We start from the raw sequence: 23400 nt of genomic DNA, 5'->3' as shown, positions 1-23400 counted from the left end.
GCGCTACCGTGCCGTGCCGTGGAGAAGACGACGTGGGAGCAGGTGCTGGCCTGGCGGCTGCGGCGGCAGTTCCTCGATCCGGCGGTGGGCGGTGACCCGGTCGAGGTCGCGCGGCGGCTCGCCGGCGTCCAGGCGCAGGTCGCCTCGGCGGCCGAGCTGGCGATCGCCGTGCGGCAGGCCGAGCCGGCCCCGGGCGCGGTGACGGCCGCCCTCGCCGACCGCCGGCTGGTGAAGACCTGGGCGATGCGCGGCACCCTCCACCTGCTGCCCGCCGACGAGGCCGCCGCCTACCTCGCCCTGTCCGGGGCGCACCGCAACTGGGAGCGCGGGAGCTGGCAGAAGACGTTCGGCGCCACGCCCGCCGACCTGGAGGCCATCGCGGCGGCCGCGTCCGACGCCCTCTCCGGCGGCGCGGCCCTCAGCCGCGAGGAGCTCACCGCGGAGATCGTCGACCGTACGGGCTCGGCCCACCTCGCCGAGGTGCTCGGCTCCGGCTGGGGCACGCTCCTCAAGCCGCTCGCCTGGTGGAAGGTGCTGTGCTTCGGCCCGCCGCGCGGCAACCGGGTCACGTTCGTCGGCGCGGCCTGGCTGCCGGACGCGCCCGACCCGGCGGCGACCGTGCTCCGGGCCTATCTCGGCGCTCACGGGCCGACGACGCCCGAGCTGTTCGACAAGGTGTGGCTGAGCCGGGGCGTCACCCCGAGGGCGCGGCTCAAGGGCTGGTTCGCCGCGCTGGGCGACGAGCTCGCCGAGGTCGACGTCGAGGGCGAGCGCCGCGTCATGCTGGCCGAGCACGTCGCGGAGCTGGCCGAGACCCCGCCGAGCCGGGCCGTCCGCCTCCTCGGCGCGTTCGACGCGTACGTCCTGGGCGCCGGCACCACCGAGACGCGGATCGTGCCGGCGGCGCGGCGGTCGGCGGTCAGCCGCAATGGCGGCTGGATCTCCCCGGTCGTGCTGTGCGGCGGCCGGGTCGCCGGGGTCTGGGACGGCGAGGACACCACGCTCTGGGCGGAGGTGCCGCTGGACCATCTCGACGCCGAGCGGGCGCGCCTGGCCCGGCTCACCGCGAGCCTCTCACCGGCCTCCTGAGGCCGGTCGCCACCCCCGGAGCCCCGTACGCATGTCCGCCGGACCCGGGGTACGGGAGGCGTTTCCGCTCTTCCATGAAAGACGTGTTGACTTCGGACCTTCGGCGTGGTTTCACTGAATGTCAGACATCAGGAAAACGCTTTCCCGAGGGGAGTGGTGCCATCGGGCCGACCATCAAGATCGATCCTTTTTCTCCACGGAGGCGCTGGTCTCGGCGTCACCGAACGCGCTGTCACCGTCGTCTTCGGCGGTCGGCGTCTTCCTCATGCTGCCGCAATGACTTCAGTGAGCCATTGGACGGTGGAATTCCTCATTCCGAAAGCGACCATTCCATGAGGTTAATCATGCAAGCACATCACGGATCCGCGGGCGCGCGGCCGGCGCGGAACAGCCCGAGCATCGGCCGGGCGGGCCTCAGCGTCCTGGCGGCCGCCGGCGCGCTCGGCGCCGCCTCCGTCGTCTGGGCGGTCACCCCCGCGGCCGGTGCGGACGTCGGCGCCGGAACGTACACGGTGACCAACGCCGGCAGCGGCCTCTGCCTGGACCTCCCCGGCTCGAGCTCCGCGTCCGGCGTCCAGCTCGACCAGAGCGCCTGCAACGGTGCCGACGCCCAGAAGTGGACCCTGACCTCGGCGAGCGGGGGATACACGATCAAGTCGGTCGGCAGCGGTCTGTGCGCGGGCGTACAAGGCGCGTCGACCAGCGCGGGCAAGGCCATCGAACAGGAGACCTGCACCGGCGCGGCCGGGCAGATCTGGACCCTGGCCGCCTCCGGCGGCGGCTACCACCTCGTCAACGCCAACGGCGGCAAATGCGCCAACATCGCGGACAACTCCACGGCGGCGGGCGCGCTCGTGCAGACCAACTCCTGCGACAGCGTCGCCACCAAGCAGTGGACGCTGGCCGCGACCGGCGGTGGCGGCGGCACGACGCCCCCGACGTCTCCGCCCCCGACCACGCCGCCGGACGGCCTGATCGGCTGGGCGACCCAGAACGGCGGCACCACCGGCGGCGCCGGCGGGCCCACCGTCACCGTCACCACGCTGGACGCGCTCAACCAGGCCGTCGCGGCGAGCGGACCGGAGATCATCCGGGTCAACGGCAACTTCACCTGCTCCGCGGACGTGCGCATCGCCTCGAACAAGACGGTCCTCGGCGTCGGCTCCGGCTCCGGGCTCACCGGGTGCGGTCTCAACATGCGCAAGGTCTCGAACGTGATCGTCCGGAACCTGAAGATCTCCAAGGTCCTGGCCGGCAACGGGAACGGCGACGCGATCCACATCGAACAGTCGACCAACCTGTGGATCGACCACAACGACCTGTCCAGCGATCTCGACCACGGCATCGACTACTACGACGGTCTGCTCGACATCACCCACGCGGCGGACTACATCACCGTGTCCTGGAACATCCTGCACGACCACTACAAATGCTCCCTCGTCGGGCACAGTGACAGCAACGCCTCCGAGGACACCGGCCACCTGCGGGTGACCTACCACCACAATGAGTTCCGCAACTGCTACGAGCGCAACCCGCGCGTCCGGTTCGGCAACCCGGTCCACGTGTTCAACAACTACTACGTCATGGGCGGCGGCCCCGACCACTACAGCTACGCGATCGCCTCGACCGAGAACGCCGGGATCCTCGTCGAAGGCAACTACTTCGAGGGCGTCAGCGACCCCACCCACCTCGGCGAAGGGGACTCGTCCGCGGGCACCCTCGTGGCCCGCGACAACGTCCTGGTGAACTCCGGCACGATCCTGACCGCCGGAACGGTCGCGAGCATTCCGTACTCCTACACGGTCGACGACCCGAACACCGTCAAGTCCACCGTGACCGCCGGCGCGGGCACCGGGAAGATCACCACCTGATCCTCCGAGACCGCTCTGGGAGGAGGTCCCGAGGGGGCGCGCTCGTCGCCGAGCGCGCCCCCTCACCCGGCTCACCACGGCCTCCGGCCGACCGGGGGGCAGGTGGCCGTCGTGGGTCGTCAGTCCGGCTCGCCTGATGCGCCACGGCCTCCCGGCCCGCCCGGCCGGCGAGTCAGCGGCGGCTGCGCACCGCCGACAGGAACGCGACGGTGCGGGCCCGCTCCTGCTCGTCGCCGACCGGACTGGCCACGAACTCGGTGGCGCCGGCGTCGGCGTACGCCCGGATGGCCCGCTCGACCGTGTCCTCGTCGCCCGCGACGACCGTCTCGTGCACCCCCGACATGCCCTGACGGTCCAGGGCGGCGCGGTAACTGGGCAGCCGCCCGGCGGCGCCGACCGCCGCCGCGACGCCCTGCCGGACTCTGTCGGGGTCGTGGGTGACACTCACCATGACACCGGCGACGACGCGAGGGTCGGGCCGTTCCGCCTGCGCGGCGGCGCGGCCGACGGCCGGCGCGATGTGCTCTCCGATCCCGCGCGGTCCGGTCCACACGGTGACCACGCCGTCGGCGAGCTCTCCGGCGATCCGCAGCATCACCGGGCCCAGTGCCGCCAGGAGGACGGGCGGCGCGACGGCCCCCGGCACGCGCGTCCGTCCCACGGCGGTGATCACCTCACCGTGGTGGTCGACCTCCTCGCCCCGGAGGAGTGGCATCAGGGCCGTCAGGTACTCGCGGACGTGCCGGGCGGGCCGGTCGTACGAGTGGCCGAACGCCTTCTCGATGATCTCTGGATGGCTGGGCCCGACGCCGAGGATGAACCGGTTGCCGCTCGCCGCCTGCGCGGTGAGCGCCTGACCGGCCAGCGCCAGGGGATGGCGGGGATGGGTCGGGGTCACCGCGGTGCCCACATCGATCCCCGGCACCTCCCGGGCGACGAGCGCGGCGAGCGTGACCGCGTCCCAGGAGAAGAGCTGGCTGAAGTAGGCGCTGTCCAGCCCCGCCTCCGCCGCCGCGCGCACTTCTTCGATCAGTTTGGGAAGAGCGGCGTTCTCGACCGCGACCCCGAACATCACTCCCAGTCGCATGACGGCCTCCTCACAAGGTGAACCGGATCTTCCGGTCCCGGCCATTAGACCAACCTGAAGATCAGCGGGCGACGTCCTGATCACTGTCGCTCCTCGACGGGCTCAAAGCGCCGACGGCGGTCGAGGCGGGGCGCGAGGCGGCCGTTACGGTGGACTAACAGCGCGGTAGTCGTCACGAAACGTGCCGGCTGGACGATGCGAGAAGCCGACATCGGTGGTGAGCGGCGTGAGTTCTGGGAATCTCATCCGGTTCCGTGACATCCACGGGTACTGGCGTGCCTTCCGGATGACGGGCAGCGGGCCTCCGCTGCTCCTGATCCACGGCATCGGCGACAACTCCGGCACGTGGGAGGCCGTGATCCCCCGCCTCGCCGAACGCCACACGGTGATCGCTCCCGACCTGCTCGGCCACGGCGAGTCGGCCAAGCCGCGGGCCGACTACGCCATCGCCGCCTACGCCTGCGGGATGCGCGACCTGCTCGGCGTTCTCGACATCGACCGGGTCTCGGTCGTCGGCCACTCGCTCGGCGGGGGCATCGCCATGCAGTTCGCCTACCAGTTCCCCGAACGCTGTGAGCGGCTCGTGCTCGTCGCCCCCGGCGGCATCGGCCGGGAGGTCCACCCGCTGCTGCGCGCGGCGGCGGCGCCCGGCGCCGAGGTCGGGCTGTCGCTGGCGACCTCGGCGCCCGCGCGTACGGCCGTGCGGCTGGCGACCCCCGCCCTGCGCCTCACCCGCGGGCTGTTCCTGGGGCCCGACCTCGACTACATCCTCCGGCGCTACCAGGGCCTGCGCACCAAGAAGGCGCGCAGAGCCTTCCTGCGCGGCCTCCGGGCGGGAGTCGACGCGCGCGGCCAGGTCATCACCATGCTCGACCGCTGCTACCTCGCGGAGGGCATGCCGATCCTCATCATCTGGGGCCGGGATGACCACGTGATCCCCGTCGGCCACGCGACGATCGCGCACGCCGCCATGCCCGGGAGCAGGCTGGAGATCTTCGGACGCTGCGGGCACTTCCCGCACCTGGACGATCCCGGCCGCTTCGTCATGGCGGTGGAGCGGTTCCTGGAGAGCACCGAGCCGGCGCTGCACGACCCCGCCCGGTGGCGCCGGCTCCTGCGGGCCGGCCGGGACGGGGCCCGTGCGATGCTGGAGAGCGCGACCCCGCACGTGTCCAGCGGCGCCTGACGGCTCCGCGGGTACCGGGTGGGACGACGCTCCGAACCGGCCCGGGCCGCGTACGGCCTCACGACCGAGGCGGCCGGAGCGCTCACGCCGGGCCCGGCCTACGACCGAGGCGGGCGGAAGTCCCAGTCGAGGGCGCCGGACCCGTCCACCCGCGGGTGGCTGTCCCGGACGGGCCGGCCGGACTCCAGCGAGGTCGCGGTCGCCTGGAGCAGAGCCAGGTACGACGGCCATCCTTCCCGGGAATCGAAGATCAGGCCCTGTTCGTCGTCGGCGACGCCGACCCGGTCGCCGTGCGCGGGATCGGCCACCAGGGTGACGCCGGTTCCGTCTTCGCCGACCGGCACCAGCCTGCCGGACCACCAGGTACCCGAGGGGTCTCCCATGTCCCGCACGATGCCGCACAGCATCCGCCAGGTCGACTCGATCCGGGCGAGGGACAGCGGCCGGTACATGAGGGGCACCTCGAAGGCCGCCCGATCTCCCTGCCGCACGCCGTCGTGGCGGAGCAGCGAGACGACGACGTCGTCGGGGAAGCGCACCCCCAGCCGGGACTGAACGGCGGCGATGCGTCGCGGGTCCGCCGGCGGGCCCAGCGTCGCGTAGGTCGCGGGGGCGTGCGCGCGCAGCCACGTCTCGATCCGGTGCCAGACCCGGTTCGTCGCCGCCGCCCGCGCCGGGTCCGGCCGCACCGGGATCGGGCGATCCGCGGAGGGGACGCAGCCGATCGCCTTCAGCCGGGCTCGCGTCAGCGGCGTCCGTTTCGGCGCGGGGGCCGGCGTCGTCGTCATCGGCCTGAGGCCGGGGGTGGGCGGTGCCGGGCTGGGTACGAGCGCGTCGACGAGGCCGACGAAGCCCTGATCGGCCCTGGCGGTCCTTCTGCCGTTCATGACCAGCTTGCAGCTCTCATCGACGCTCAGGCCCTGCACCCGGCCGTCGCCGTACGAGAACAGCACGAGGTCGGCGAGCGGGTCCCCGACGTAGAGGCATCCGATCGAGCCGCTGCCCACGTTCGGCAGCCGATCGGCCCGCTCCGCGTACGACCGTACGTCGGGCAGCGGATGGGAGCCGACCAGCCGCGCGGGAGCCTCGCGGAGGCCGCCGCCCATCCGCCGTTGGTAGCGGCAGATGACGGCGGAGCCGGGCTCACCGGGCACCAGCCGCGCGGCGGCGCCCGGCCGGGTCGGCAGGTGGGTCCTCCCCAAGAAGCTGAACCGGGCCGGGCAACGGTCCCACGCCGACGTACGGCCCGCGCCGGAGAGCAGCTGCGGTACGACCGCGACGGACGCCACCACCGCCGCCGTTCCCAGCGCGCCCACGCCCCACCGCCAGGACCCTCTCCGCACCGGCGCACCCGCCGGTCCGGGACTCGATTCGTCGGCCATGCCGGAAGATCATGCCGCAGGCGCCGGTCCGGCCATAAATGGCCTAACGGTCGCTCAGGAGGTGCTCAGGGGTGCTGAGGACACTGTCGAGCAGTCCCGGAAAGCAGGCGTCGAGGTCCTCGCGCCGGATGCTGAGGATGCGCTGGGCGCCCTGGACGCGTTCCCGGATGATCCCGGCCTCCCGCAGCACGCGCTGGTGGTGGGAGAAGGTCGGCTGACTGATGGTCAGGCCGGCGGCCTGGCGCAATTCGACACAGGGCGAGTCGCCGAGCGCCGCGATGGTCCGGACCGTGGCCAGGCGCGCGGGTTCGGCGAGAGCCGCGAGCACCTTCGTCAGCCGGAGGTCCTCGGTCGCGGGATGCCGGTCATCCGTCGTCATGCGGGGAAGTATATCGACAACCATCGATCTGATCGTCTACCGTCGAATACATTGGTGCTCATCGATCTGTTGGGGATGCCATGGCCTGGACCACCGCCTACCTCGCCGCGCTCGGAGATCCGCGACAGACTCCGCCCTTCATGCCACAGCCCCGGTCGTTCTCGGCGCAGCGGGTGCGCCAGACCGTACGGCTGCGGCGCGGTGGCCGCACCCTGCGCCTCGTGCTGAGCAACGAGTTCGGGAACGGCCCGTTGGTGATCGACGCGGTCACGGTCGGCGGCGGAGTCCCGGTGCCGTACCAGGGAGGGGCCCAGTGGAAGATTCCGCCGGGCGAGGCCGTGACCGGCGACCCGGTGGCGCTTTCCACCGCGGCGGGCGACGAGCTCGAGATCGCATGCCTCGTGTCCGGCGACGCGGAGCCGGCCGCGTACCTGCACTCGGCCCAGCGAACCGGTGATGTCACTCCTGTCGGCGGGCTCGGCGGCCGTGAGGAGTTCTCCTCCCTCTACTGGATCACCCGGGTCCTGACCGACGCTCCCGCGACCGGCCCGGTCGTGATCGCTTTCGGCGACTCGATCACCCGCGGCGACGGCACCACCGGCGACCGCGACCAGCGATACCCCGACCACCTGCAACGCCGACTGTTCGCCGCCGGGATCAAGGACGCCGTCGTTCTGAACGCGGGCATCGGCGGCAACCGGTTGCTCGGCCCTCTGTTCGGGCCCACCATGACGGAACGGTTCGCCCGGGACGTGCTCGGCGTCCCCGAGGCCACGCACGTGGTGATCATGGGAGGCCTCAACGACATCGCCATGGGGGCGTCGGCGAGCGACATCACCGAGGCGCTGTTCGCGCTGGCCCGGCGAGCCGAGGAGCGCGGCGTCCAGCCGATCCTCGGCACGCTCACACCCCTGATGAGCAGCGTCTATGAGATGTTCCAGGCCGACGGCAACGAAGGCGTGCGACAGGCCGTCAACCGGGCGATCATCACCCAGCGGGACTGGCCGGTCGCCGACTTCGCGGCCAGGCTGGCGGCTCCGGACGATCCGGCCCGGCTCGCCCCGGCCTTCGACTCCGGCGACGGCGTTCACCCCGGCGACGCGGGCGCGCGCGCCGCCGCCGAAGCGGTGGATCCGAGCCTCTTCACGTGAGGAGCGACGTCAGGCGGCCTCCCCGGCCGGCCGAGTCCGTACCCGGCGGCCGCGGACCTCCCAGCCGGCCAGCGCGCCCAGGATCGCCAGCGTCAGGACGGCCAGGCCCAGCGGGGAGAAGAGCCCGAACAGGGGCGTCAGAACCGCCAGCGTCAGCAGCGCCAGCACGCGCGCGGCCGTGAAGTGGCCGAACACCGCCCGCTTGAACAGCGCGTGCCCCGCGACGAACAGCGCCGGACCGCCGAGCAGCGCCGCGGCCGTGCCTCCCGTCATATGCCCGTGCGGGTGCGCGACGACCAGCTCGTCCGCCACGGCGCTCACGATGATCCCGGCGACGAGCGGCACGTGACTGAACGTGTACGCCGACCGGCCCAGCCGGCCGGGGTCGGCGGCGTTCGCGATCCGCGTCGCCGCGGCCTCCGCGCTGCGGTCGAAGTAGATCCACCACATCGCGACGCTGCCGAGGAAGGCCACCGCGAACGCCGTGACGGCTTCGGCGCCCATAGCCTTCTCGTTCCCGAACGTACTGCCCGTGACCAGGAGCGACTCGCCCAGCGCGATGATCACGAACAGCTGGCAGCGCTCCGCCATGTGCGAGCCGTCGATCGTCCAGTGCGCCGTGGTCGACCGGCCGAGCCCGGGACACCGGTACCCGAACCACGGCGCGACGTACTCGGCCGCCAGCGCCACCAGCCACAGGACCGGCCGGGTCCGGTGGTCGCCGAGACCACCGGCCAGCCACACCATGCCCGCCGCCGTCTCCCACGCCATGATCCGCTGGAAGTTCGGCCCCAGTTCATGCCGCCACGTCGCGACGGTGACGAACGCGGTACGGCCGACCTGGATGGCGACGTACGCTCCGGCGAACCACAGGCCACGGCCCTCGAACGCCTCCGGCAGCGCCGTCGACATCAGCAGGCCGCTGAGCATCACCGCGATCAGCACGAGCCGGACGGCCGGATGGTCGGGGTTGAACCAGTTGGTGGTCCAGCTCGTGTACATCCACGCCCACCACACCGCCAGCAACAGCAGTAGCGTCTCGGCGGCGCCGCTCACGGTGAGGTCCTTCAGCAGCCGGTGGGACAGCTGCGTCACCGCGAAGACGAAGACCAGGTCGAAGAACAGCTCGAAGTACGTGACACGCGCCGGCCCGTCACGGCGTGAGCGCAGGATCCCCGCCGAGGTCCCATGATCCACCCGCGCAGACTACGGCAGCGCGGACCGCCGCCGGGCGTAAAGACGATCACGGAGTTCGTGCGCCGTCGCGCCCGTCACGTACTCCCGCCGCCCGCGAACCGCCACCCAGACCGACGCGAAGGGGTCGAAGAGCGCCACCCACTCGGGGAACTCGCGGCGAAGCCGGTGGAGCCACACCCAGCGGGCCTCCCAGACGGCGTCGGGCGCGCGGCCGCGAGCCACCTGGTCGACCCGTGTCGCCGGGCCGCGCCCCGGCGGAAGGTCACCGGTTGCCGAGCACATTCCTGATCTCCCGCGCGGCCCGGTCCGTCTCCCGGGCCGCACAGATCGGGTCGCCCCAGGAGTAGAAGAACCACAGGGTGTCCCCGTCGACGCGGTAGTGGTCGATCCGGATCGTCTCGGACAGAACCGGCGCGTGCCGGTTCCCGACCCGCACGTACGGCACCGCGTCCAGCGGCGTCTCCACCACGGCGGTGAACCCCGCCTCGTCGAGCCGGTTCCTCAGCTCCTGCAGATACCGGGCGATCGCCGCGCCGGTCGTTTCCGTATCCATCCGTTACCTCCTGAAGTTCGGCCTTTCGCCGCTCCAGGATGTGCCGCTGTGACTACGCTCTGCCATATCCGCAGCTCTCCAACCCCCGATGGAGACCCTCATGGAGATCGACCCGTCGGCCTCGGCCGCCGAGCAGTACGCCTACCGGCTTCGCCTGCACCGCGAGCGCGCCGAACTCACTCAGGACGACGTGGCCAGGAAGTGCATCATCAGCGTCAAGATGATCGGCCACTTCGAGAACTGCCGCCGCATCCCCACCCTGGAGGTCTCCAAGGGCCTCGACCGCCTATTCGGCTTAGACCGGTACTTCGAAGAACTCCACCCCCACGTCGTACGCGAGGCGGCACTCACCCCGGCGTTCAGGAGCTATGCCGAAGAGGAGCAGCGGGCCGACTCCGTCCGCATGTTCGAGCCGCTTCTCGTCCCGGGTCTGGTGCAGACGGAGGCGTACGCCACAGAAGTGCTGCGGGTCGGTCAACCGGATGATCGGCTCGTCCGAAGCGTGGCCCTCCGACTGGCCCGCCAGGACATCCTGGAGCGTGACGATCCACCGTTTCTGATGATCGTTATGAAGGAGTCCGTGCTACGTGAGGTCGTCGGTGGGCGCGAGGTCATGAGGGAACAGTTGACCCATCTGCTCGACATGGCGCGCCGCCCGAACATCAGTATTCAGGTGACTCCGTCCGGTGCGCCGGTCTACGTGTCCGGTGGTTTCATGCTCCTCGGCTACACGGAGAGCGCGGATCTCGTGTACGTGGACGGCGCTGGAGGGCACGGTCAGCTGATCGGTGATTCTCGACAGGTTCATTCGCTGGCGGTACGTTTCGACCAGATTCAGGGGGTAGCGCTTCCGGTCTCTGAATCCGAAACGCTGATTCGCTCGATCATGGAGCAGATGTGAACGTTGCACGTTCAGGCGGCATTTGGCGCAAGTCGAGCTACTCTGGCGAGGAAGTGAGCAGCAACTGCGTAGAAGTCGCTCAGGTGAGCCACGCGACCACGGAGTAGACGTGAACATCACTCTCTTAGCTGGCACCTGGCGCAAGTCCAGTTACTCCGGCGAAAACATCAGCGATGAGTGCGTCGAGGTCACCTGGCTGATCTCCTCGGAGTCGGGCGAATCGCCCGCCGGGTGACCCCATCGCGGTTCGCGCTATCCCCTCAGGCGGGGTTTGTCCCGCCTGAGGGACGTCCCCGAAACGAAGACGCCTCCCTGGGAAGCGATTCGCCGGGATTGTCGATTTCGTTTCCCTGTCCAGGTGAGTGGGGCGTGGGGCAGGTAGCGGTGTTTCAGAGAACCGGACTCAGCTCGCGCTGCAGGAGGCGGTGGGCCAGGTGGTGCTGCCGTTCTTCTGGATGGTCATGCCCCAGTTGTTGCCGCTGCCGTTGGGGGTGGCGACGAGGGTTTGGGCGTTGGGGTAGCTGGCGTTGATGTTCCAGGTGGACATGACCTTTTCGGGGGAGGGGACGTTGACGGTGACGGTCCAGTTGCTGGAGCCGGAGACCGCGACGTTGAGGTTGTAGCGGTCGCTCCAGGACTGGCCGGCCGACAGGGTCGCGGTGCACCCGCCGGTGCCACCGCCGCCGCCACCGCCCCCACCGCCGCCGCCTCCACTGCCATCGGGGGCGACGGCGCGGCCGGTCTGCGGGGAGATCATGCCGGCGCACAGGCCCTTGCTCGCCAGCATCTGCGCGATGCGGGGGATGGCGGCGAGCGTGTTGGCGGGCCACTCGTGCATGAGGATGATCTGACCGTTGGTGAGCCGGGAGTTGGCCTGCACGATGGCGTCGGTGCTGGCGCCGTTCCAGTCCTGGGAGTCGACGTCCCAGATGATCTGGGTCAGGCCGTACTTCGCCTCGACCGACTGCAGGGTCGAGTTGGTCTCACCGTACGGCGGGCGGAACAGCTTCGGCGTGCCGCCGCCCGCGTTGGCGATGGCCTGCTGGGTCCGGGAGACCTCCGAGTCGATCTGCGACTGGCTCTCCTGGATCAGGTGCGGGTGGGTGTAGCTGTGGTTCCCCACCCACATGCCGGCGTTCACCTCGGCCTGGACCTGGGACGGGTAGGCGGCGGCGTACTGGCCCTCGTTGAACATCGTGGCCCGCAGACCGTTCTGCCGTAGAGCGTTGAGGATGGCAGGGGTGTGGTCGTTGGAGGGGCCGTCATCGAAGGTGAGTCCGACGTACCCGTTGCAGGTGGCGGCGTGCGCCGGGACGGTGGCGCCCGTGATGGCGACGGTGCTCGTCATGGCCATCGCGGTTGCGGCCAGTCCCGTGACCAGGCAGCGTTTCGACAGGAGTGATCTGATGCGCATGCGGACGACTCCACTTCATCCTGTCCGGGGTCAGCTCGCGCTGCAGGAGACGGTGGGCCAGGTGGTGCTGCCGTTCTTCTGGATGGTCATGCCCCAGTTGTTGCCGCTGCCGTTGGGGGTGGCGACGAGGGTTTGGGCGTTGGGGTAGCTGGCGTTGATGTTCCAGGTGGACATGACCTTTTCGGGGGAGGGGACGTTGACGGTGACGGTCCAGTTGCTGGAGCCGGAGACCGCGACGTTGAGGTTGTAGCGGTCGCTCCAGGACTGGCCGGCCGACAGCGTCGCGGTGCACCCGCCGGTGCCACCGCCGCCGCCTCCGCCCCCACCGCCGCCGCCTCCGCCACTGCCGGAGTCACCGACGGTGATGTTGGAGTTGCCGCTGCTCTGGTAGCCCTCGGTGGCGAGGATCATGTAGTAGTTGAAGCTGCCGAGGTTCATCCCGTAACGGGCCCACGCGTCGAAGTGGTTGCCGGTGGTGATGGTTCCGCCGGTCCTCTTCGACTGCCGGACGCTCCAGTACTGGTTGAAGGTCTTGGTGCCTTCGACGGAGGGAGCGTTGTAGCGGGTCGTCTCGTAGATGTCGTACGTGCCGCCGTCACTGGTGACGGTGCCCTTGTACGTCCCCGTGGGCCGGTAGTTGCCCCAGTTGTCGACGATGTAGTACTCGACGAGCGGGTTCGACGTCCATCCGTACAGGGAGAGGTAGGCGTTCCCGGACGTGTTGAAGCTGCCGGAGTAGTTCACGGCGCGGCGTCCGCCGTTGCTCCAGCCCTTGCCGGCGACGAAGTTGCCGACGTTGCTCCATTGGGTGCTGTAGTTGCCGCCACCCTTCAGGGTCATCGAGCTCGAGCCGCCGCCGTCGGTCCAGAACGAGTAGTAGTAGCCGCCGTCGTTGCCGGTCTGGCTCGAGGTGATGGTCGTGTCGGCGTACGCGGTGCCGGGCATGATCGCGGCGGCCGCCGCGAGTACGACGGCACAGGCGGTGCGGATGAGCGGTCTGGTGCGGCCGCGTCTGCGGATCTTGCGGTGTGCGGGGGCGTCGTTCATGTGCGCGTTTCCTCCTCATGAACGCTGGCGAGGGCTCGGCCGTTGACCCGCCGCCGGAACCGCGGAAGCGGCGGCTCTGATGGCGGGAACTGCCGATCGATGAGCGAGTATGCGCCGGTGTCAAGAGCGCGTCAACGATAGATTTCGAAAGATTTCAGGAATCGCGTGGACGGTGCGTTGTCCTGCATGCCAGGTGACCTGGGCTGTCTGAGAGATGGGCGAGGTGATGATCGCGTGAAAATCGATGAAAGCTCAAGCTCGACGGTCGACGACTCGAAACATTTCGAAGCTCGGTCAGCTCTCAGCGATCATCGAACCGGGGCAGGGATCGGCAGCACAGAATCGACGTATGAAGCTCGTCAAGTACGGACATGCCTGCGTGCGCATTGAGAAGGACGGCCGGTCACTCGTCATCGATCCCGGGGGAATGACGCCTGAGCCGGAGGTACTGACCGGTGTGGACGACGTTCTCGTGACCCATGAGCACTTCGACCACCTCGACGCCGAACGCCTGCGGGCGGCGGTGGGCGAGAACCCGGACCTGACCGTGCACACCTGCCCTGGCGTCGCCCGGCACCTGGCCGACCTCGGCGACCGAGTCCAGGTGGTGAAGGACGGCGACGTGTTCTCGGCGGCCGGCTTCGAGGTGGTGGCCGTCGGCGAGAAACACCATTTCAGTCATCCGGACGTCCCGCCCGTGGACAACGTCGGCTTCCTCGTCGACGGGGAGATCCTCCATCCCGGTGACGCGCTGACCGTCATCGACGTACCGACGTTGCTGGTCCCGGGTCAGGCGCCGTGGATGACCGTTCCCGATCTGATCCGCTACCTGCGGACGATGCGTCCTCGGCGCGCGTACGCGATCCACGACGGGCTGATCAACGAGTGGGGTCTGATGGTGCTGGAGAGCGTCCTCGACGCGGAGGCCGAACGGCTCGGCGCCGAGATCCGGCGCCCCAAGGTCGGCGAGGTCGTGGATCTCCTCGCTTCGGCCGAGGATTCCGGTGGTGTGAGCGACGAGAAGTCTCGGCGGTAGAGGTCCCGCACGTCGTCGACCCGCCACGGGACGCGCGCGTCACCCCACGTCCCGCGGTCGGGCCGGGGATCGGCGTCAGGCGGGGCGGCCGCGCTGGGCGCGCAGACGCAGGCGGGTCGTGATGTTGATCCAGAGGGCGTGGATGATCCCGGCGGGCCAGGCGATCAGCCAGAGCACCATGCCCGTCGTCGAGGCCGGGGTGTCCTTGTCCTGCGGCGCGCTGCCGATGAGCGCGAAGGCGGCGACCGTCAGGATGAGGTAGACCGCGGCGGCGACGAGCCACGCCGGCCGCCGGTGCCGGGCGGCGATGTAGGCGAACGACAGCCAGGTGCCCAGACCCAGGAGAAGGGTGGGCAGCATCCAGAGACTGTGCAGCACCTTCCAGCCGTAACCGTGCGGAGGATCCATCGTCGGCGGGCCGGCCGCCATGCGGGGATCCGGCCACCCGCTGACCGGCTGCGGTCCGTAGGCGGGCAGCGGACCGCCGAGGTCCGGCGCGCCCATGACGGACACGCCGCCCGGCTGCCAGGAGCCGCCGCCCACAGCCGGCACCCCGGCCGACGGCGCGGCGTGCGACCGCGGCGGTGTGCCGTGTGACGGCGCGGCGTGCGATGACGGTGTGCCGTGTGACGGCGCGGCGTGCGATGACGGTGTGCCGTGTGATGGCGCGGACTGCGATGATGGCGCGGCGTGCGAAGGCTGGGAGGGGGCCGCCGGCCAGGACCTGTGGATCGGCTGATCGGCGGAGGTGGGCCGGGGGGCGATCGCCGGCGGCCGGTCGTGGGGGCCGGTCAGCCGGACGAGGGCGCGGGAGTACAGGTGCGTGCCGCTCTGCCGGCCGCCCGTCAGATCGATGTCCCCGAGCGGGCCCGGCGGGCCGACGTGGGGCATCAAGCGGTCGTACGCCTCCCGGGCGTCCGCGGGCCGCCGCGCCGGGTCCTTCTCCAGCAACTGCCGGAGCAGGGCGTTCAGGTCCGGCGGCAGGTCGTCACGGTGCAGCGGGGCGGGGGCCTGTTCGAGCAGGAGGTGCATCAGCTCGGCCGGGGAGCCGGCCGTGAAGACGCGGTGGCCGGCGAGCATCTCGTACAGGACGCACCCGAGCGCGTACAGGTCCGTGCGCGCCGTCACCGGCCGGCCGTGCAGCTGCTCGGGCGCCATGTAGGCGAGTGTGCCGACGGGCTGCCCGGTCCGGGTGATGCGGGAGATCGTGGACTGGTCGACGAGCGCGGCCACGCCGAAGTCGAGCACCTTGACGGCGCCGTCCCCGGTGAGCATGAGGTTCTGCGGTTTCACGTCCCGGTGGACGAGGCCGCCCTGGTGGGCGGCGGCCAGCACGGCGGTGACCTGCGCCGCGATCCCGGCGGCCCAGGCGACCGGGAGCGGCCCCTCCTCGGCCATGAGGTCGCCGAGCGTACGGCCCTGGACGAGCTCGAGGACGAGGAACAGCCCGTCCTCGTAGGTGCCGGCGTCGTAGACGGCGGGGACGCCGGGGGTCCGCAGCCCGGCGGTGACGGCGGCCTCGCGGGCGAACCGGCGGGCGAGTTCGTCCGGGTCGGTGTGGCCGGCCAGGGCGTCGTCGGTGAGGAGCTTGACGGCCACCGTGCGTTTCAGCCGCCGGTCCTCGCCCTCCCAGACCTGGCCCATGCCGCCGCGGCCGAGCGGGCTCAGCAGCTCGTAGCGCCCGGCCAGCACCGTGTGCGGCCCCAACGTCCCGTCCCCTCGCCGTGGTGATCGACGCCCGAACCCTACGGGTTCGCGGGGGGGAATGTCTCGTTCGGGGGAGCGAGGGTGCCTTCGGCGACACCGTCGGCCAGGAGTTGTGCCAGCTCGGTGCCCATGGCGACGGTGGAGCGCAGGGCCGACTCGAACTCGGCCATGCGGCGGAACGCGGCGCCGTACCGGCGCTGGTCCTCCAGCGGCAGCCGGGGCACCTGGGCGCGCCGGATGTCGGCGCGGCCGATCGTCCCGGTGGACTGGACGATGGACGACCGGGCGTTCGCGGAGCTGCGCAGGACGCCCGCGATGAAGTACGGGTCCAGGTGCCGCGGGTCGACGCGCAGGAGGCTCAGCTGCGGCCCGAGCAGCGGTCCGCCGGTCTCGGCGACCCGTACGACGAACCGCCGGGCGACCGCGGCGACCAGCACGTCGCCGGCCTGGATGGGGATCCAGCGGGTGTCGCCGCGCGCGGCCCGGCCCGTCGGGGCGCGGCCCTCGGCGACGTCCTCGGCGGTGAGCAGGGGTGGGTCGTCGCCGCCGCCGTCCTCGGTGTCCCCGCGCATCGGCGCCTGGTGGATCGTCAGGTACCCGATGCGGGCGAGCTCCGACAGGGGGACCGACCGGGCCTCGCGGCGCTCCGCCGCGGGAGACAGCGCCGGTACGAGGCGGCCGGCCTTGCCGAGCGTCGCGGTCAGGCGGTCGTGGGTGGCGGTGAAGCGCTCGGCGGTGTGGTCGGTCCGGGTGGGCGAGACGTGGCGGGACGGCGTGAGGTCGACCTCCTCGTCCAGGAGGTCGATGACGGGAACGGCCCGGCTGACGCCCGGTTCGTCGTGGCCGGGGTCGTCCGCGTGCCGCCGCCATGTGGCGACGACCGTCTCCGGGTCGGCGCTGTCGATCATCAGGACGGTCGCCGGGGGAGTGTCCTCGGGAGGCCGCAGCATCCAGAGGTGGTGGGTCGCGGACAGCCCGGCCACGGCGCGCAGCGCTCCCTTGCGGAGCAGCTCCGCGCGGATGCGGCGGCCCGAACGGCGCCCGGCCGCGACGGCGGGCATGAGGACCACCGCGCGCCCGCCCGGCCCGAGATGCGCGAGGGCGTGCTGCACCCAGGCCAGCTCCGGCTCCAGGCGCGGCGGCAGGCCGTACTCCCAGCGCGGGTCCGTCCGGAGCTCCTCGTGCCCCCACGCGCGCTCGTGGAAGGGCGGGTCGCACAGCACGGCGTCGGCAAGGACGCCGGGGAACGCGTCCTGGCGCAGCGAGTCGCCCTCCCGGACGCCGGCGTCCGCGCTGCGGAGGGTCAGCCGGACGGCGGCGAGCCGGGTGACGTCCCCGTCGGCGTCCTGGCCCAGGAGGCGGCGCGGCTCGCCGGAGTCGCCGAGCATGGCGAGGAGGAGATCACCGGTGCCGCAGGCCGGGTCGAGGACGGTACGGGCGTCGCCGGCGAGGGCGGCCATCAGCGCGGGGATCTCCGGGGGAGTGGCCGAGACGCGGCGGGCCTGCGTCTCCCGGTAGCGGCCGAAGAGGAACTCGAAGGCCGCGACCGCGCCACGGGCGGCGGCGAGTTCGGTCACCGCCCGGGCCGTCTCGGCGCTCAGCGGCTCCGGGGATCGCCCGGCACGCGGGGCGCCGGCCGCGTGGTGGTCCAGGAGCAGTTCGCCCGCGTCGGCCAGGACCTCGGCGACGCGCAGATCGTCGGGGGCCTCGGCCCGCAGCCGTTGCCAGACCCGCTCCTCCAGCGGGAGCTCGTCGAGTTTGTGCTGGTCGCGCAGCCACGCCTCGACGTCGGCGAGCGCGAAGACGGGACTGGTCGGGGTGCCCCCGACGGGCTGGGGGAAGTCGGGATGCCGACGGCGCCAGTTGCTCACGGCCGCCCGGCCGACGCCCGCCAGCCGGGCGATGTCCGCGGCGCTGACGGTTGCCTCGTCCTGCACGGTGGGTCGTTCCCTTCACGGTCCAGCACGCGACCCGGCGTCCGGCCGCCAAGTGATCACGTTACCGCCCTCGGAGCGAACAGTCGACCACACCAGTCTCAGTTGTTAATCGGATTCACATGTGCTTTTCTTGGCGATCGCCGGAACCGTCAGGCTCCGGGTGAGCATGATCAACTACTTCCAGCCTGGAGACCGGAGATGAAGATCCCCCCTGCCCGTGGCGTCCGGACCGGCGCCGTCCTCGCCGTCGCCTCGGCCGCCGTTCTCGCGGTGGGCGGCTGCCAGAGCGGCGGCGGTAAGGACGACTCGGCCGGTTCCAAGGCCTCTTCCGCGCCGACGGCGGCGGCCGGGACGAAGGCGCTGAACGGCTCCACCCTCAAGACCCTCCTGCTGCCGGCCTCGGCGATGCCGAAGGGCTTCCACCTCAGCCCCGACGGCTCGCGGGACACCGGCGACGGGCACATGCAGGTCGCCAACAGCCCCGTTCCGGCCGCGAAGGCCTGCGAGGTGCTCGGCCAGACCTCCTGGATCCGGGTCGCGAACCTCAACGGCGCGGCCTTCGCGCAGAACGACTACGCCGACGCCTCGCAGACCCAGCAGGTCGCCCAGGAGATCGACACCTACAAGGGCGACGGCGCGCGCCAGGTGATGGCGAAGCTGCGCAAGGTGTTCGCCCACTGCGCGACGTTCACCGACCGGTCGGGCGGCACGCCGGTCAAGGTCAGGCTGCGGACCGTCATCCTGCACGGCGTGGGCGACGAGGGCCTCAAGGCCGTCGAGACGTCCCCCACCTGGCAGGGCGGCATGACCCTGGCGGCCGTCCGGGTCGGCGACGCGGTCGTGACCACGCTGTACAGCTCCATTCACGCGGACAAGGGCGCCGCCGCGGTCACCATGGCGGCGAAGATCGCGAAGAAGGTCCAGGCCGCGAGCTGACCGCACGCCTCGGCGGCCGCCATCGCGGGGGCGGGCGACCGCCGGGGCGGACTCACGAGTTCCTGCATCCCGGTTGCGTCTCTGATGGCTAGCCGTTATCTATATGGCTAACCGTTAGAGGTGATCACTCGTGCAGGACGTCGTGCTGGCGCTGCTGGCCAAGGAGCCGTCCCACGGCTACGAGCTGCGGGCCCGGCTCCAGGAGGCCCTCGGCCCGATGGGGGACGCGCTCAACGCCGGGCAGGTCTACGTCACCCTCACCCGGCTGGAGAAGGCCGGGCTGGTCACGGCCGAGCACGTCGGCCAGGCCCACCGGCCCGACCGGAAGGTGTACGCGCTGACGGCCGAGGGCCGCGAGCGCGTCGGCGCCTGGCTCGCGGACCTGACCTGGAGCAGACCGAGCGAGTTCCACCTGAAGCTGGTCGCCGCCGCGGCGGCCCGGCTCGCCGACCCGGTGGACCTCGTGGAGGCCCAGCGCGGCGAACTGCTGCGCCGGCTGGCCGAGGTCCAGCGCGCCGCCCTGAACGAGCCGGACGGCTCGGCGGCGGCGCTGCTCATCGAGGGCGTCACCCTGCGGCTGGAGGCCGACCTGCGCTGGCTCGACGCCTGCGCCCGGTACTGGGAGCGGAAGGGCTGACCATGGTGACACTGCGGGCTCGCGGGCTGCGCAAGGAGTACGGCAGGGGAACGGGGCTCGTCCGCGCGGTCGACCACGTCGACCTGGACGTGGAGGCCGGCGAGACCGCGGCCGTCGTGGGGCCGAGCGGATGCGGCAAGTCGACGCTGCTCCACCTGCTCGGCGGCCTCGAACGGCCGACGGGCGGGGAACTGTGGCTGGACGACCGGCGGATCGACCGCATGTCGGAGACCGAGCTCGCCCGCTGGCGCCGGCACGCGATCGGATTCGTGTTCCAGGCGTTCGAGCTCGTGGACGAGCTCACCGCGCGGGAGAACGTCGAGCTGCCCGCCCTGCTCGCCGGCGCGAGTCCCCGCGTCGCACGGCGGCACGCCACCGAGCTGCTGGAGCGGGTCGGGCTGGCGGAGCGGGCGGCGCATCTGCCCGCCGCGCTGTCCGGCGGACAGCGGCAGCGGGTCGCGGTCGCCCGCGCCCTGATCGGCCGGCCGCGGATCGTGCTGGCCGACGAGCCCACCGGCAACCTCGACAGCGCCGCGACCACCGAGGTGCTGCGGCTGTTCGCCGCCCTGCGGGCCGAGGGCCAGACGCTGCTGCTGGTCACGCACGACGCGCGGGTCGCGGCCACCGCCGACCGGGTGATCACCATGCGGGACGGCGCGCTCGTCGGCCGGACGAACCTCACCGGCGCCGTCGGCGGGCTCGGCGCGTTCGCGGGGCTGGAGGGCTGATGGGCGCTCTCGTACTGGTGGCCCGGCTGGCCCTGCGCGACCTGCGCCGCCGACGGGCCGAGGCGCTGATCCTGCTGATCGCGCTCACGGCGACCACGACCACGCTCGCCCTCGGCCGTACGGTCGGCGGCGCGGCCGACCGGCCCTGGGAGCGCACACGCGCGGCGACGGCCGGGCCCGACGCCGTGGCGACGTCCGAGCGCGTCGCGGACCTCGCCGCGCTCGCGCACGCGCCCGGCGTGACCGCCTCGGCCGGGCCGTACGCCATGGTCTCCGTCGACGACCTGCGGGTCCGGAATGTCCGCGTCGCCGCCGTCGTGCAGGGCCGCGACGGCGCCGGCGGGCCCGTCGACCGGCCGGAGGTGACCTCCGGGACGTGGGCGCGCCGCGGCGGGGTCGTCGTCGAACGCGCCTTCGCCACCGCCCTGAAGGTACGGCCCGGGGACGCGCTGACCATCGCCGGCCGCCGCCTGACCGTCGCGGGCGTCGCCGTGACGGCCGGCCGGGTGCCCTATCCCTCCAGCACGCCCGGGCTGGTCTGGGCCACCAGGGCCGACCTTCGCCGGCTCGGCCGGCCGGTGACCTCCCACGTGATGCCGCTGCGCCTGGCGGACCCCGCCGCAGCCCCCGCGTTCGCCGCCGCCCACCATGGCGTCCGCACCTGGCAGGACATGGGCTCGTACGCGACCGCCGAACTGCACCTCGTCGACCGGGCGCTCATGGTCGGGACCTGGGCGCTCGCCCTGCTCGCGGTCGCCTGCGTCACCGTCCTCGTGGGCGGGCGTCTCGCCGACCAGACGCGGCGCGTCGGCCTGCTCAAGGCCGTGGGGGCGACGCCCCGGATCGTCGCGGCCGTGCTGCTCGCCGAGTACGTCGTCCTGGCGGTGGCCGCCTCCGCCGCCGGCCTGGTCGCCGGCTGGACGGCCGCGCCGCTCCTGGCACGCCCGAGCGCGGGACTCGCCGGAGGGGGCCGTCCCGGCCTGACCGCCGGGACGGCCGTCCTGGTCCTGGCCGTCGCGGTGCTGGTGACCGGGGCGGCGACCGCGGTCCCCGCCGTCCGGGGGACCAGGATGAGCACCGTGCGCGCCCTGGCCGGTCCGGCCCGCGCGCCACGGCGTTCGGCGGGGCTGATCCGGCTGTCCGCCCGGCTCCCGGTGCCGCTGCTGATCGGCCTGCGGCTGGCGGCCCGGCGGCCGCGCCGGTCCGCGCTCGCGCTGGCCAGCCTGGCGGTCACCGCCGCGATGGTGGTCGCGGCGATCGCCCTGCACGGCGACATCGCCCGTAAGGACGCCGGTGCCACCGGCCCGATGTTCGTGCCGGGGGCGGAGAACCCCGTGACCCGGCAGGTGAACGACGTCGTGCTCATCATGACGCTCGCGCTCCTGCTCCTCGCGGCGGTCAACGCCGTGCTGATCGCGTGGGCCGGTTCGGTCGACGCCCGGCGGCCGGGCGCGCTCGTCCGCGCCCTCGGCGCGACGCCGGGCCAGGTGACGGCGGGACTGTCGGCGGCACAGCTCTTCCCGGCGGCCCTCGCCGGCGCGCTGGGGATCCCGCTGGGGCTCGTCGTCTACGCCGCTGCGCGGGCCGCCGCAGGCGTTCCGGGCGGGAACGCGATCCCGTACGCCTGGCTGCCCGCCGTGATCCCCGGGACGATCGTCGCGGTCGCCCTGCTCACCGCCCTGCCCGCCCGGCTGTCAGGCCGGCGTCCCATCGCCGAGGCCCTGCGCGCCGAGTGACCCGGAGGGGACCGCCGGGGGCGCCGTCCCGCCCGCGGGTTTCGACGGCGTGCCCGGGGAATCGGGGAAGCATGGCCAAATTCGGATACTTCCTTTCGTGCGAAGAGCACTCACCGAAAGACCTGGTCCGGCAGGCGAGGCTGGCCGAAGAGGCGGGCTTCGAAGCCCTATGGATCTCCGACCACTACCATCCGTGGCTCGACGAGCAGGGGCAGAGCCCGTTCGTCTGGTCGGTCATCGGCGCCCTGTCCCAGGTCACCTCGCTGCCGATCACGACGGCGGTGACCTGCCCGCTGGTCCGTACGCCGCCGGCGATCGTCGCGCAGGCCGCCGCGACCAGCGCCGTCCTCACCGACGGCCGGTTCGTGCTCGGCGTGGGCACCGGGGAGGCGCTGAACGAGCACATCGTCGAGTCGCGCTGGCCCCCGGCCGAGGAACGCCAGGAGATGCTCGAAGAGGCCGTCGAGGTGATGCGGGAGCTGTGGACCGGGAGGCTCGTCAGCCACCACGGGCGGTACTACAACGTCGACACGGCCCGGCTGTACACCCTCCCCGACGAGCCACCGCCGATCTACATGTCCGGTTTCGGGGACAAGGCCGCGACGCTGGCGGGGCGGATCGCCGACGGGTTCGTGTGCACCATGCCCGACCGGGACCTGCTGGAGACCTTCCGGTCGGCCGGGGGTGAGGGCAAGCCGGCCCAGGGCGGCCTGAAGGTCTGCTGGGGCCGGGACGTCGCGAGCGCGCGCAAGACCGCGCACCGGCTGTGGCCGAACGAGCAGCTGCCCGGCGAGGCGGCCCAGCTGCTGCCGCTGCCGCGGCACTTCGAGGAGCTGTCGCAGGTCGTCACCGAGGAGATGATCGAAGAGAACCTGCCCTGCGGCCCGGACCCGGAGCGGCACATCCAGGCGGTCCGCGAGTACGTCGACGCGGGCTACGACGAGGTCTACGTCAACCAGATCGGCCCGGACCAGGAGGAGTTCTTCTCCTTCTACGCCGAGCAGGTCCTGCCCGAACTCACCTGACCGCAAAGTCCGCCCGCCCGAAAGGTGTGAGATCGGCGGCGAGGGTAGGGGACCGACGAGGAGGGAACGCCATGCCGTACCACCAGGTCGCCTCTATCGGGGCGACTCACAACCCACTCGGCCATGTGACGAGCGTCGGCGTGCTGGGGATCGTCGGCTGCATCGCGGCCGTACTCGTGATCATGACGTGGATCTTCATGGTGATCCGCGCGGCGCGGAACCCGACCCAGAGCGGCGCGCGTGGCCAGGGCACCAAGCGCGGCGACAACACGGGCGGCGTGGTCGCCGGCAGCCCCGCCCAGCTGAACCGCCGCGACGAGGCCCCCCGGCAGGAATGAGACCCGGCGCGACTCGAACCCGGCAGACCGCGACGAGGCCGGTGCGGATCTTCCGCACCGGCC

At 72.0% G+C, this 23400-nt stretch carries 24 protein-coding genes; 14 read left to right on the top strand and 10 right to left on the bottom strand.

Annotated features, from left to right (window positions below; genetic code table 11):
• Window positions 1–18: 18 nt before the first annotated feature.
• Together NE234_RS10265 and NE234_RS10260 are read left to right on the top strand one after the other, a co-directional pair.
• Complete coding sequence (locus NE234_RS10265; RefSeq protein WP_252778662.1) at window positions 19–1089, top strand: winged helix DNA-binding domain-containing protein; 1071 nt, start codon at window positions 19–21, stop codon at window positions 1087–1089.
• Between the two features lie 344 nt (window positions 1090–1433).
• Window positions 1434–2960: an RICIN domain-containing protein gene (locus NE234_RS10260; protein WP_252778661.1), complete on the top strand. Its 1527-nt coding sequence runs from the start codon at window positions 1434–1436 to the stop codon at window positions 2958–2960.
• 172 nt (window positions 2961–3132) lie between these two features.
• Here NE234_RS10260 and NE234_RS10255 read toward each other — a convergent pair whose 3' ends face one another.
• Window positions 3133–4047: a TIGR03564 family F420-dependent LLM class oxidoreductase gene (locus NE234_RS10255; protein WP_252778660.1), complete on the bottom strand. Its 915-nt coding sequence runs from the start codon at window positions 4045–4047 to the stop codon at window positions 3133–3135.
• 226 nt (window positions 4048–4273) lie between these two features.
• Between NE234_RS10255 and NE234_RS10250 the strand changes: the two genes are divergently transcribed.
• Window positions 4274–5233, top strand: a complete 960-nt coding sequence (locus NE234_RS10250) for an alpha/beta fold hydrolase (RefSeq protein WP_252778659.1) — start codon at window positions 4274–4276, stop codon at window positions 5231–5233.
• A gap of 98 nt (window positions 5234–5331) precedes the next feature.
• Here the strand turns inward: NE234_RS10250 and NE234_RS10245 are convergent, their stop codons facing one another.
• Window positions 5332–6615, bottom strand: a complete 1284-nt coding sequence (locus NE234_RS10245; RefSeq protein ID WP_252778658.1) for an SMI1/KNR4 family protein — start codon at window positions 6613–6615, stop codon at window positions 5332–5334.
• A 43-nt stretch (window positions 6616–6658) separates the two neighbouring features.
• Window positions 6659–6994 (bottom strand): ArsR/SmtB family transcription factor, encoded by a 336-nt coding sequence (locus NE234_RS10240; RefSeq protein WP_252778657.1) that lies wholly within the window; start codon window positions 6992–6994, stop codon window positions 6659–6661.
• An 80-nt stretch (window positions 6995–7074) separates the two neighbouring features.
• Between NE234_RS10240 and NE234_RS10235 the strand changes: the two genes are divergently transcribed.
• Window positions 7075–8145 carry a GDSL-type esterase/lipase family protein gene (locus NE234_RS10235; RefSeq protein WP_252778656.1) on the top strand — a complete coding sequence of 357 codons (1071 nt, stop codon included), beginning with the start codon at window positions 7075–7077 and terminating at the stop codon, window positions 8143–8145.
• 9 nt (window positions 8146–8154) lie between these two features.
• Here the strand turns inward: NE234_RS10235 and NE234_RS10230 are convergent, their stop codons facing one another.
• From NE234_RS10230 to NE234_RS10220, 3 genes are read right to left on the bottom strand one after another with little or no spacing between them, the layout of a single operon-like run.
• Entirely contained in the window at window positions 8155–9342 is a 1188-nt protein-coding gene (locus NE234_RS10230; RefSeq protein ID WP_252778655.1) for a low temperature requirement protein A, read from the bottom strand.
• Between the two features lie 9 nt (window positions 9343–9351).
• The gene (locus NE234_RS10225; protein WP_252778654.1) at window positions 9352–9564 is read right to left on the bottom strand and encodes a hypothetical protein; all 213 of its coding nucleotides are present in this window, start codon (window positions 9562–9564) and stop codon (window positions 9352–9354) included.
• Between the two features lie 40 nt (window positions 9565–9604).
• Window positions 9605–9895, bottom strand: coding sequence for a hypothetical protein (locus NE234_RS10220; RefSeq protein ID WP_252778653.1), 291 nt, complete (start codon window positions 9893–9895; stop codon window positions 9605–9607).
• Window positions 9896–9995: 100 nt separating this feature from the next.
• Here NE234_RS10220 and NE234_RS10215 point away from each other — a divergent pair, with 100 nt between their 5' ends.
• From NE234_RS10215 to NE234_RS45250, 3 genes are read left to right on the top strand one after another with little or no spacing between them, the layout of a single operon-like run.
• On the top strand, window positions 9996–10796 hold the full coding sequence (locus NE234_RS10215) for a helix-turn-helix domain-containing protein (protein WP_252778652.1): 801 nt from the start codon (window positions 9996–9998) through the stop codon (window positions 10794–10796).
• Window positions 10793–10903 carry a DUF397 domain-containing protein gene (locus tag NE234_RS45870; protein ID WP_406566970.1) on the top strand — a complete coding sequence of 37 codons (111 nt, stop codon included), beginning with the start codon at window positions 10793–10795 and terminating at the stop codon, window positions 10901–10903. The genes NE234_RS10215 and NE234_RS45870 overlap by 4 nt, the downstream gene beginning before the upstream one ends.
• Before the next feature lie 2 nt (window positions 10904–10905).
• Complete coding sequence (locus NE234_RS45250; protein WP_252778651.1) at window positions 10906–11031, top strand: DUF397 domain-containing protein; 126 nt, start codon at window positions 10906–10908, stop codon at window positions 11029–11031.
• A 168-nt stretch (window positions 11032–11199) separates the two neighbouring features.
• On the opposite strand, the gene NE234_RS10205 is transcribed toward NE234_RS45250, so the two are convergent.
• Window positions 11200–12210, bottom strand: coding sequence for a polysaccharide deacetylase family protein (locus NE234_RS10205; protein ID WP_252778650.1), 1011 nt, complete (start codon window positions 12208–12210; stop codon window positions 11200–11202).
• A gap of 30 nt (window positions 12211–12240) precedes the next feature.
• Window positions 12241–13257 (bottom strand): glycoside hydrolase family 11 protein, encoded by a 1017-nt coding sequence (locus tag NE234_RS10200; RefSeq protein WP_252778649.1) that lies wholly within the window; start codon window positions 13255–13257, stop codon window positions 12241–12243.
• A gap of 349 nt (window positions 13258–13606) precedes the next feature.
• Here NE234_RS10200 and NE234_RS10195 point away from each other — a divergent pair, with 349 nt between their 5' ends.
• Window positions 13607–14293 carry an MBL fold metallo-hydrolase gene (locus tag NE234_RS10195; protein WP_252778648.1) on the top strand — a complete coding sequence of 229 codons (687 nt, stop codon included), beginning with the start codon at window positions 13607–13609 and terminating at the stop codon, window positions 14291–14293.
• Window positions 14294–14368: 75 nt separating this feature from the next.
• On the opposite strand, the gene NE234_RS10190 is transcribed toward NE234_RS10195, so the two are convergent.
• Together NE234_RS10190 and NE234_RS10185 are read right to left on the bottom strand one after the other, a co-directional pair.
• Complete coding sequence (locus tag NE234_RS10190) at window positions 14369–16000, bottom strand: serine/threonine-protein kinase (RefSeq protein ID WP_252778647.1); 1632 nt, start codon at window positions 15998–16000, stop codon at window positions 14369–14371.
• Window positions 16001–16038: 38 nt separating this feature from the next.
• Window positions 16039–17937, bottom strand: a complete 1899-nt coding sequence (locus NE234_RS10185) for an N-6 DNA methylase (protein WP_252778646.1) — start codon at window positions 17935–17937, stop codon at window positions 16039–16041.
• Between the two features lie 198 nt (window positions 17938–18135).
• Between NE234_RS10185 and NE234_RS10180 the strand changes: the two genes are divergently transcribed.
• The 6 genes from NE234_RS10180 (at window position 18136) to NE234_RS10155 (ending at window position 23337) form a co-directional block, all read left to right on the top strand.
• Window positions 18136–18873: a hypothetical protein gene (locus NE234_RS10180; protein WP_252778645.1), complete on the top strand. Its 738-nt coding sequence runs from the start codon at window positions 18136–18138 to the stop codon at window positions 18871–18873.
• Between the two features lie 130 nt (window positions 18874–19003).
• On the top strand, window positions 19004–19510 hold the full coding sequence (locus NE234_RS10175) for a PadR family transcriptional regulator (protein WP_252778644.1): 507 nt from the start codon (window positions 19004–19006) through the stop codon (window positions 19508–19510).
• A 2-nt stretch (window positions 19511–19512) separates the two neighbouring features.
• Window positions 19513–20238, top strand: coding sequence for an ABC transporter ATP-binding protein (locus NE234_RS10170; RefSeq protein ID WP_252778643.1), 726 nt, complete (start codon window positions 19513–19515; stop codon window positions 20236–20238).
• Window positions 20238–21974 (top strand): FtsX-like permease family protein, encoded by a 1737-nt coding sequence (locus NE234_RS10165; RefSeq protein ID WP_252778642.1) that lies wholly within the window; start codon window positions 20238–20240, stop codon window positions 21972–21974. The genes NE234_RS10170 and NE234_RS10165 overlap by 1 nt, the downstream gene beginning before the upstream one ends.
• A 71-nt stretch (window positions 21975–22045) precedes the next feature.
• On the top strand, window positions 22046–22999 hold the full coding sequence (locus tag NE234_RS10160; protein ID WP_252778641.1) for an LLM class F420-dependent oxidoreductase: 954 nt from the start codon (window positions 22046–22048) through the stop codon (window positions 22997–22999).
• Between the two features lie 71 nt (window positions 23000–23070).
• Entirely contained in the window at window positions 23071–23337 is a 267-nt protein-coding gene (locus NE234_RS10155) for a hypothetical protein (protein ID WP_252778640.1), read from the top strand.
• Window positions 23338–23400 lie beyond the last annotated feature (63 nt).

This window comes from Actinoallomurus rhizosphaericola, from assembly GCF_024055675.1.
GTDB lineage: Bacteria > Actinomycetota > Actinomycetes > Streptosporangiales > Streptosporangiaceae > Actinoallomurus > Actinoallomurus soli.
This window is presented reverse-complemented; position numbering and strand designations above follow the sequence as displayed.

Bases quoted from the DNA above. Each gene is read 5' to 3' on its own strand.
- NE234_RS10235 (WP_252778656.1), top strand. From the start codon at position 7,075: ATGGCCTGGACCACCGCCTACCTCGCCGCGCTCGGAGATCCGCGACAG.
- NE234_RS10255 (WP_252778660.1), bottom strand. From the start codon at position 4,047: ATGCGACTGGGAGTGATGTTCGGGGTCGCGGTCGAGAACGCCGCTCTT.
- NE234_RS10165 (WP_252778642.1), top strand. From the start codon at position 20,238: ATGGGCGCTCTCGTACTGGTGGCCCGGCTGGCCCTGCGCGACCTGCGC.
- NE234_RS10260 (WP_252778661.1), top strand. From the start codon at position 1,434: ATGCAAGCACATCACGGATCCGCGGGCGCGCGGCCGGCGCGGAACAGC.
- NE234_RS10180 (WP_252778645.1), top strand. From the start codon at position 18,136: ATGAAGATCCCCCCTGCCCGTGGCGTCCGGACCGGCGCCGTCCTCGCC.
- NE234_RS10155 (WP_252778640.1), top strand. From the start codon at position 23,071: ATGCCGTACCACCAGGTCGCCTCTATCGGGGCGACTCACAACCCACTC.
- NE234_RS10170 (WP_252778643.1), top strand. From the start codon at position 19,513: ATGGTGACACTGCGGGCTCGCGGGCTGCGCAAGGAGTACGGCAGGGGA.
- NE234_RS10245 (WP_252778658.1), bottom strand. From the start codon at position 6,615: ATGGCCGACGAATCGAGTCCCGGACCGGCGGGTGCGCCGGTGCGGAGA.
- NE234_RS10200 (WP_252778649.1), bottom strand. From the start codon at position 13,257: ATGAACGACGCCCCCGCACACCGCAAGATCCGCAGACGCGGCCGCACC.
- NE234_RS10240 (WP_252778657.1), bottom strand. From the start codon at position 6,994: ATGACGACGGATGACCGGCATCCCGCGACCGAGGACCTCCGGCTGACG.
- NE234_RS10215 (WP_252778652.1), top strand. From the start codon at position 9,996: ATGGAGATCGACCCGTCGGCCTCGGCCGCCGAGCAGTACGCCTACCGG.
- NE234_RS10205 (WP_252778650.1), bottom strand. From the start codon at position 12,210: ATGCGCATCAGATCACTCCTGTCGAAACGCTGCCTGGTCACGGGACTG.
- NE234_RS10160 (WP_252778641.1), top strand. From the start codon at position 22,046: ATGGCCAAATTCGGATACTTCCTTTCGTGCGAAGAGCACTCACCGAAA.
- NE234_RS10195 (WP_252778648.1), top strand. From the start codon at position 13,607: ATGAAGCTCGTCAAGTACGGACATGCCTGCGTGCGCATTGAGAAGGAC.
- NE234_RS10220 (WP_252778653.1), bottom strand. From the start codon at position 9,895: ATGGATACGGAAACGACCGGCGCGGCGATCGCCCGGTATCTGCAGGAG.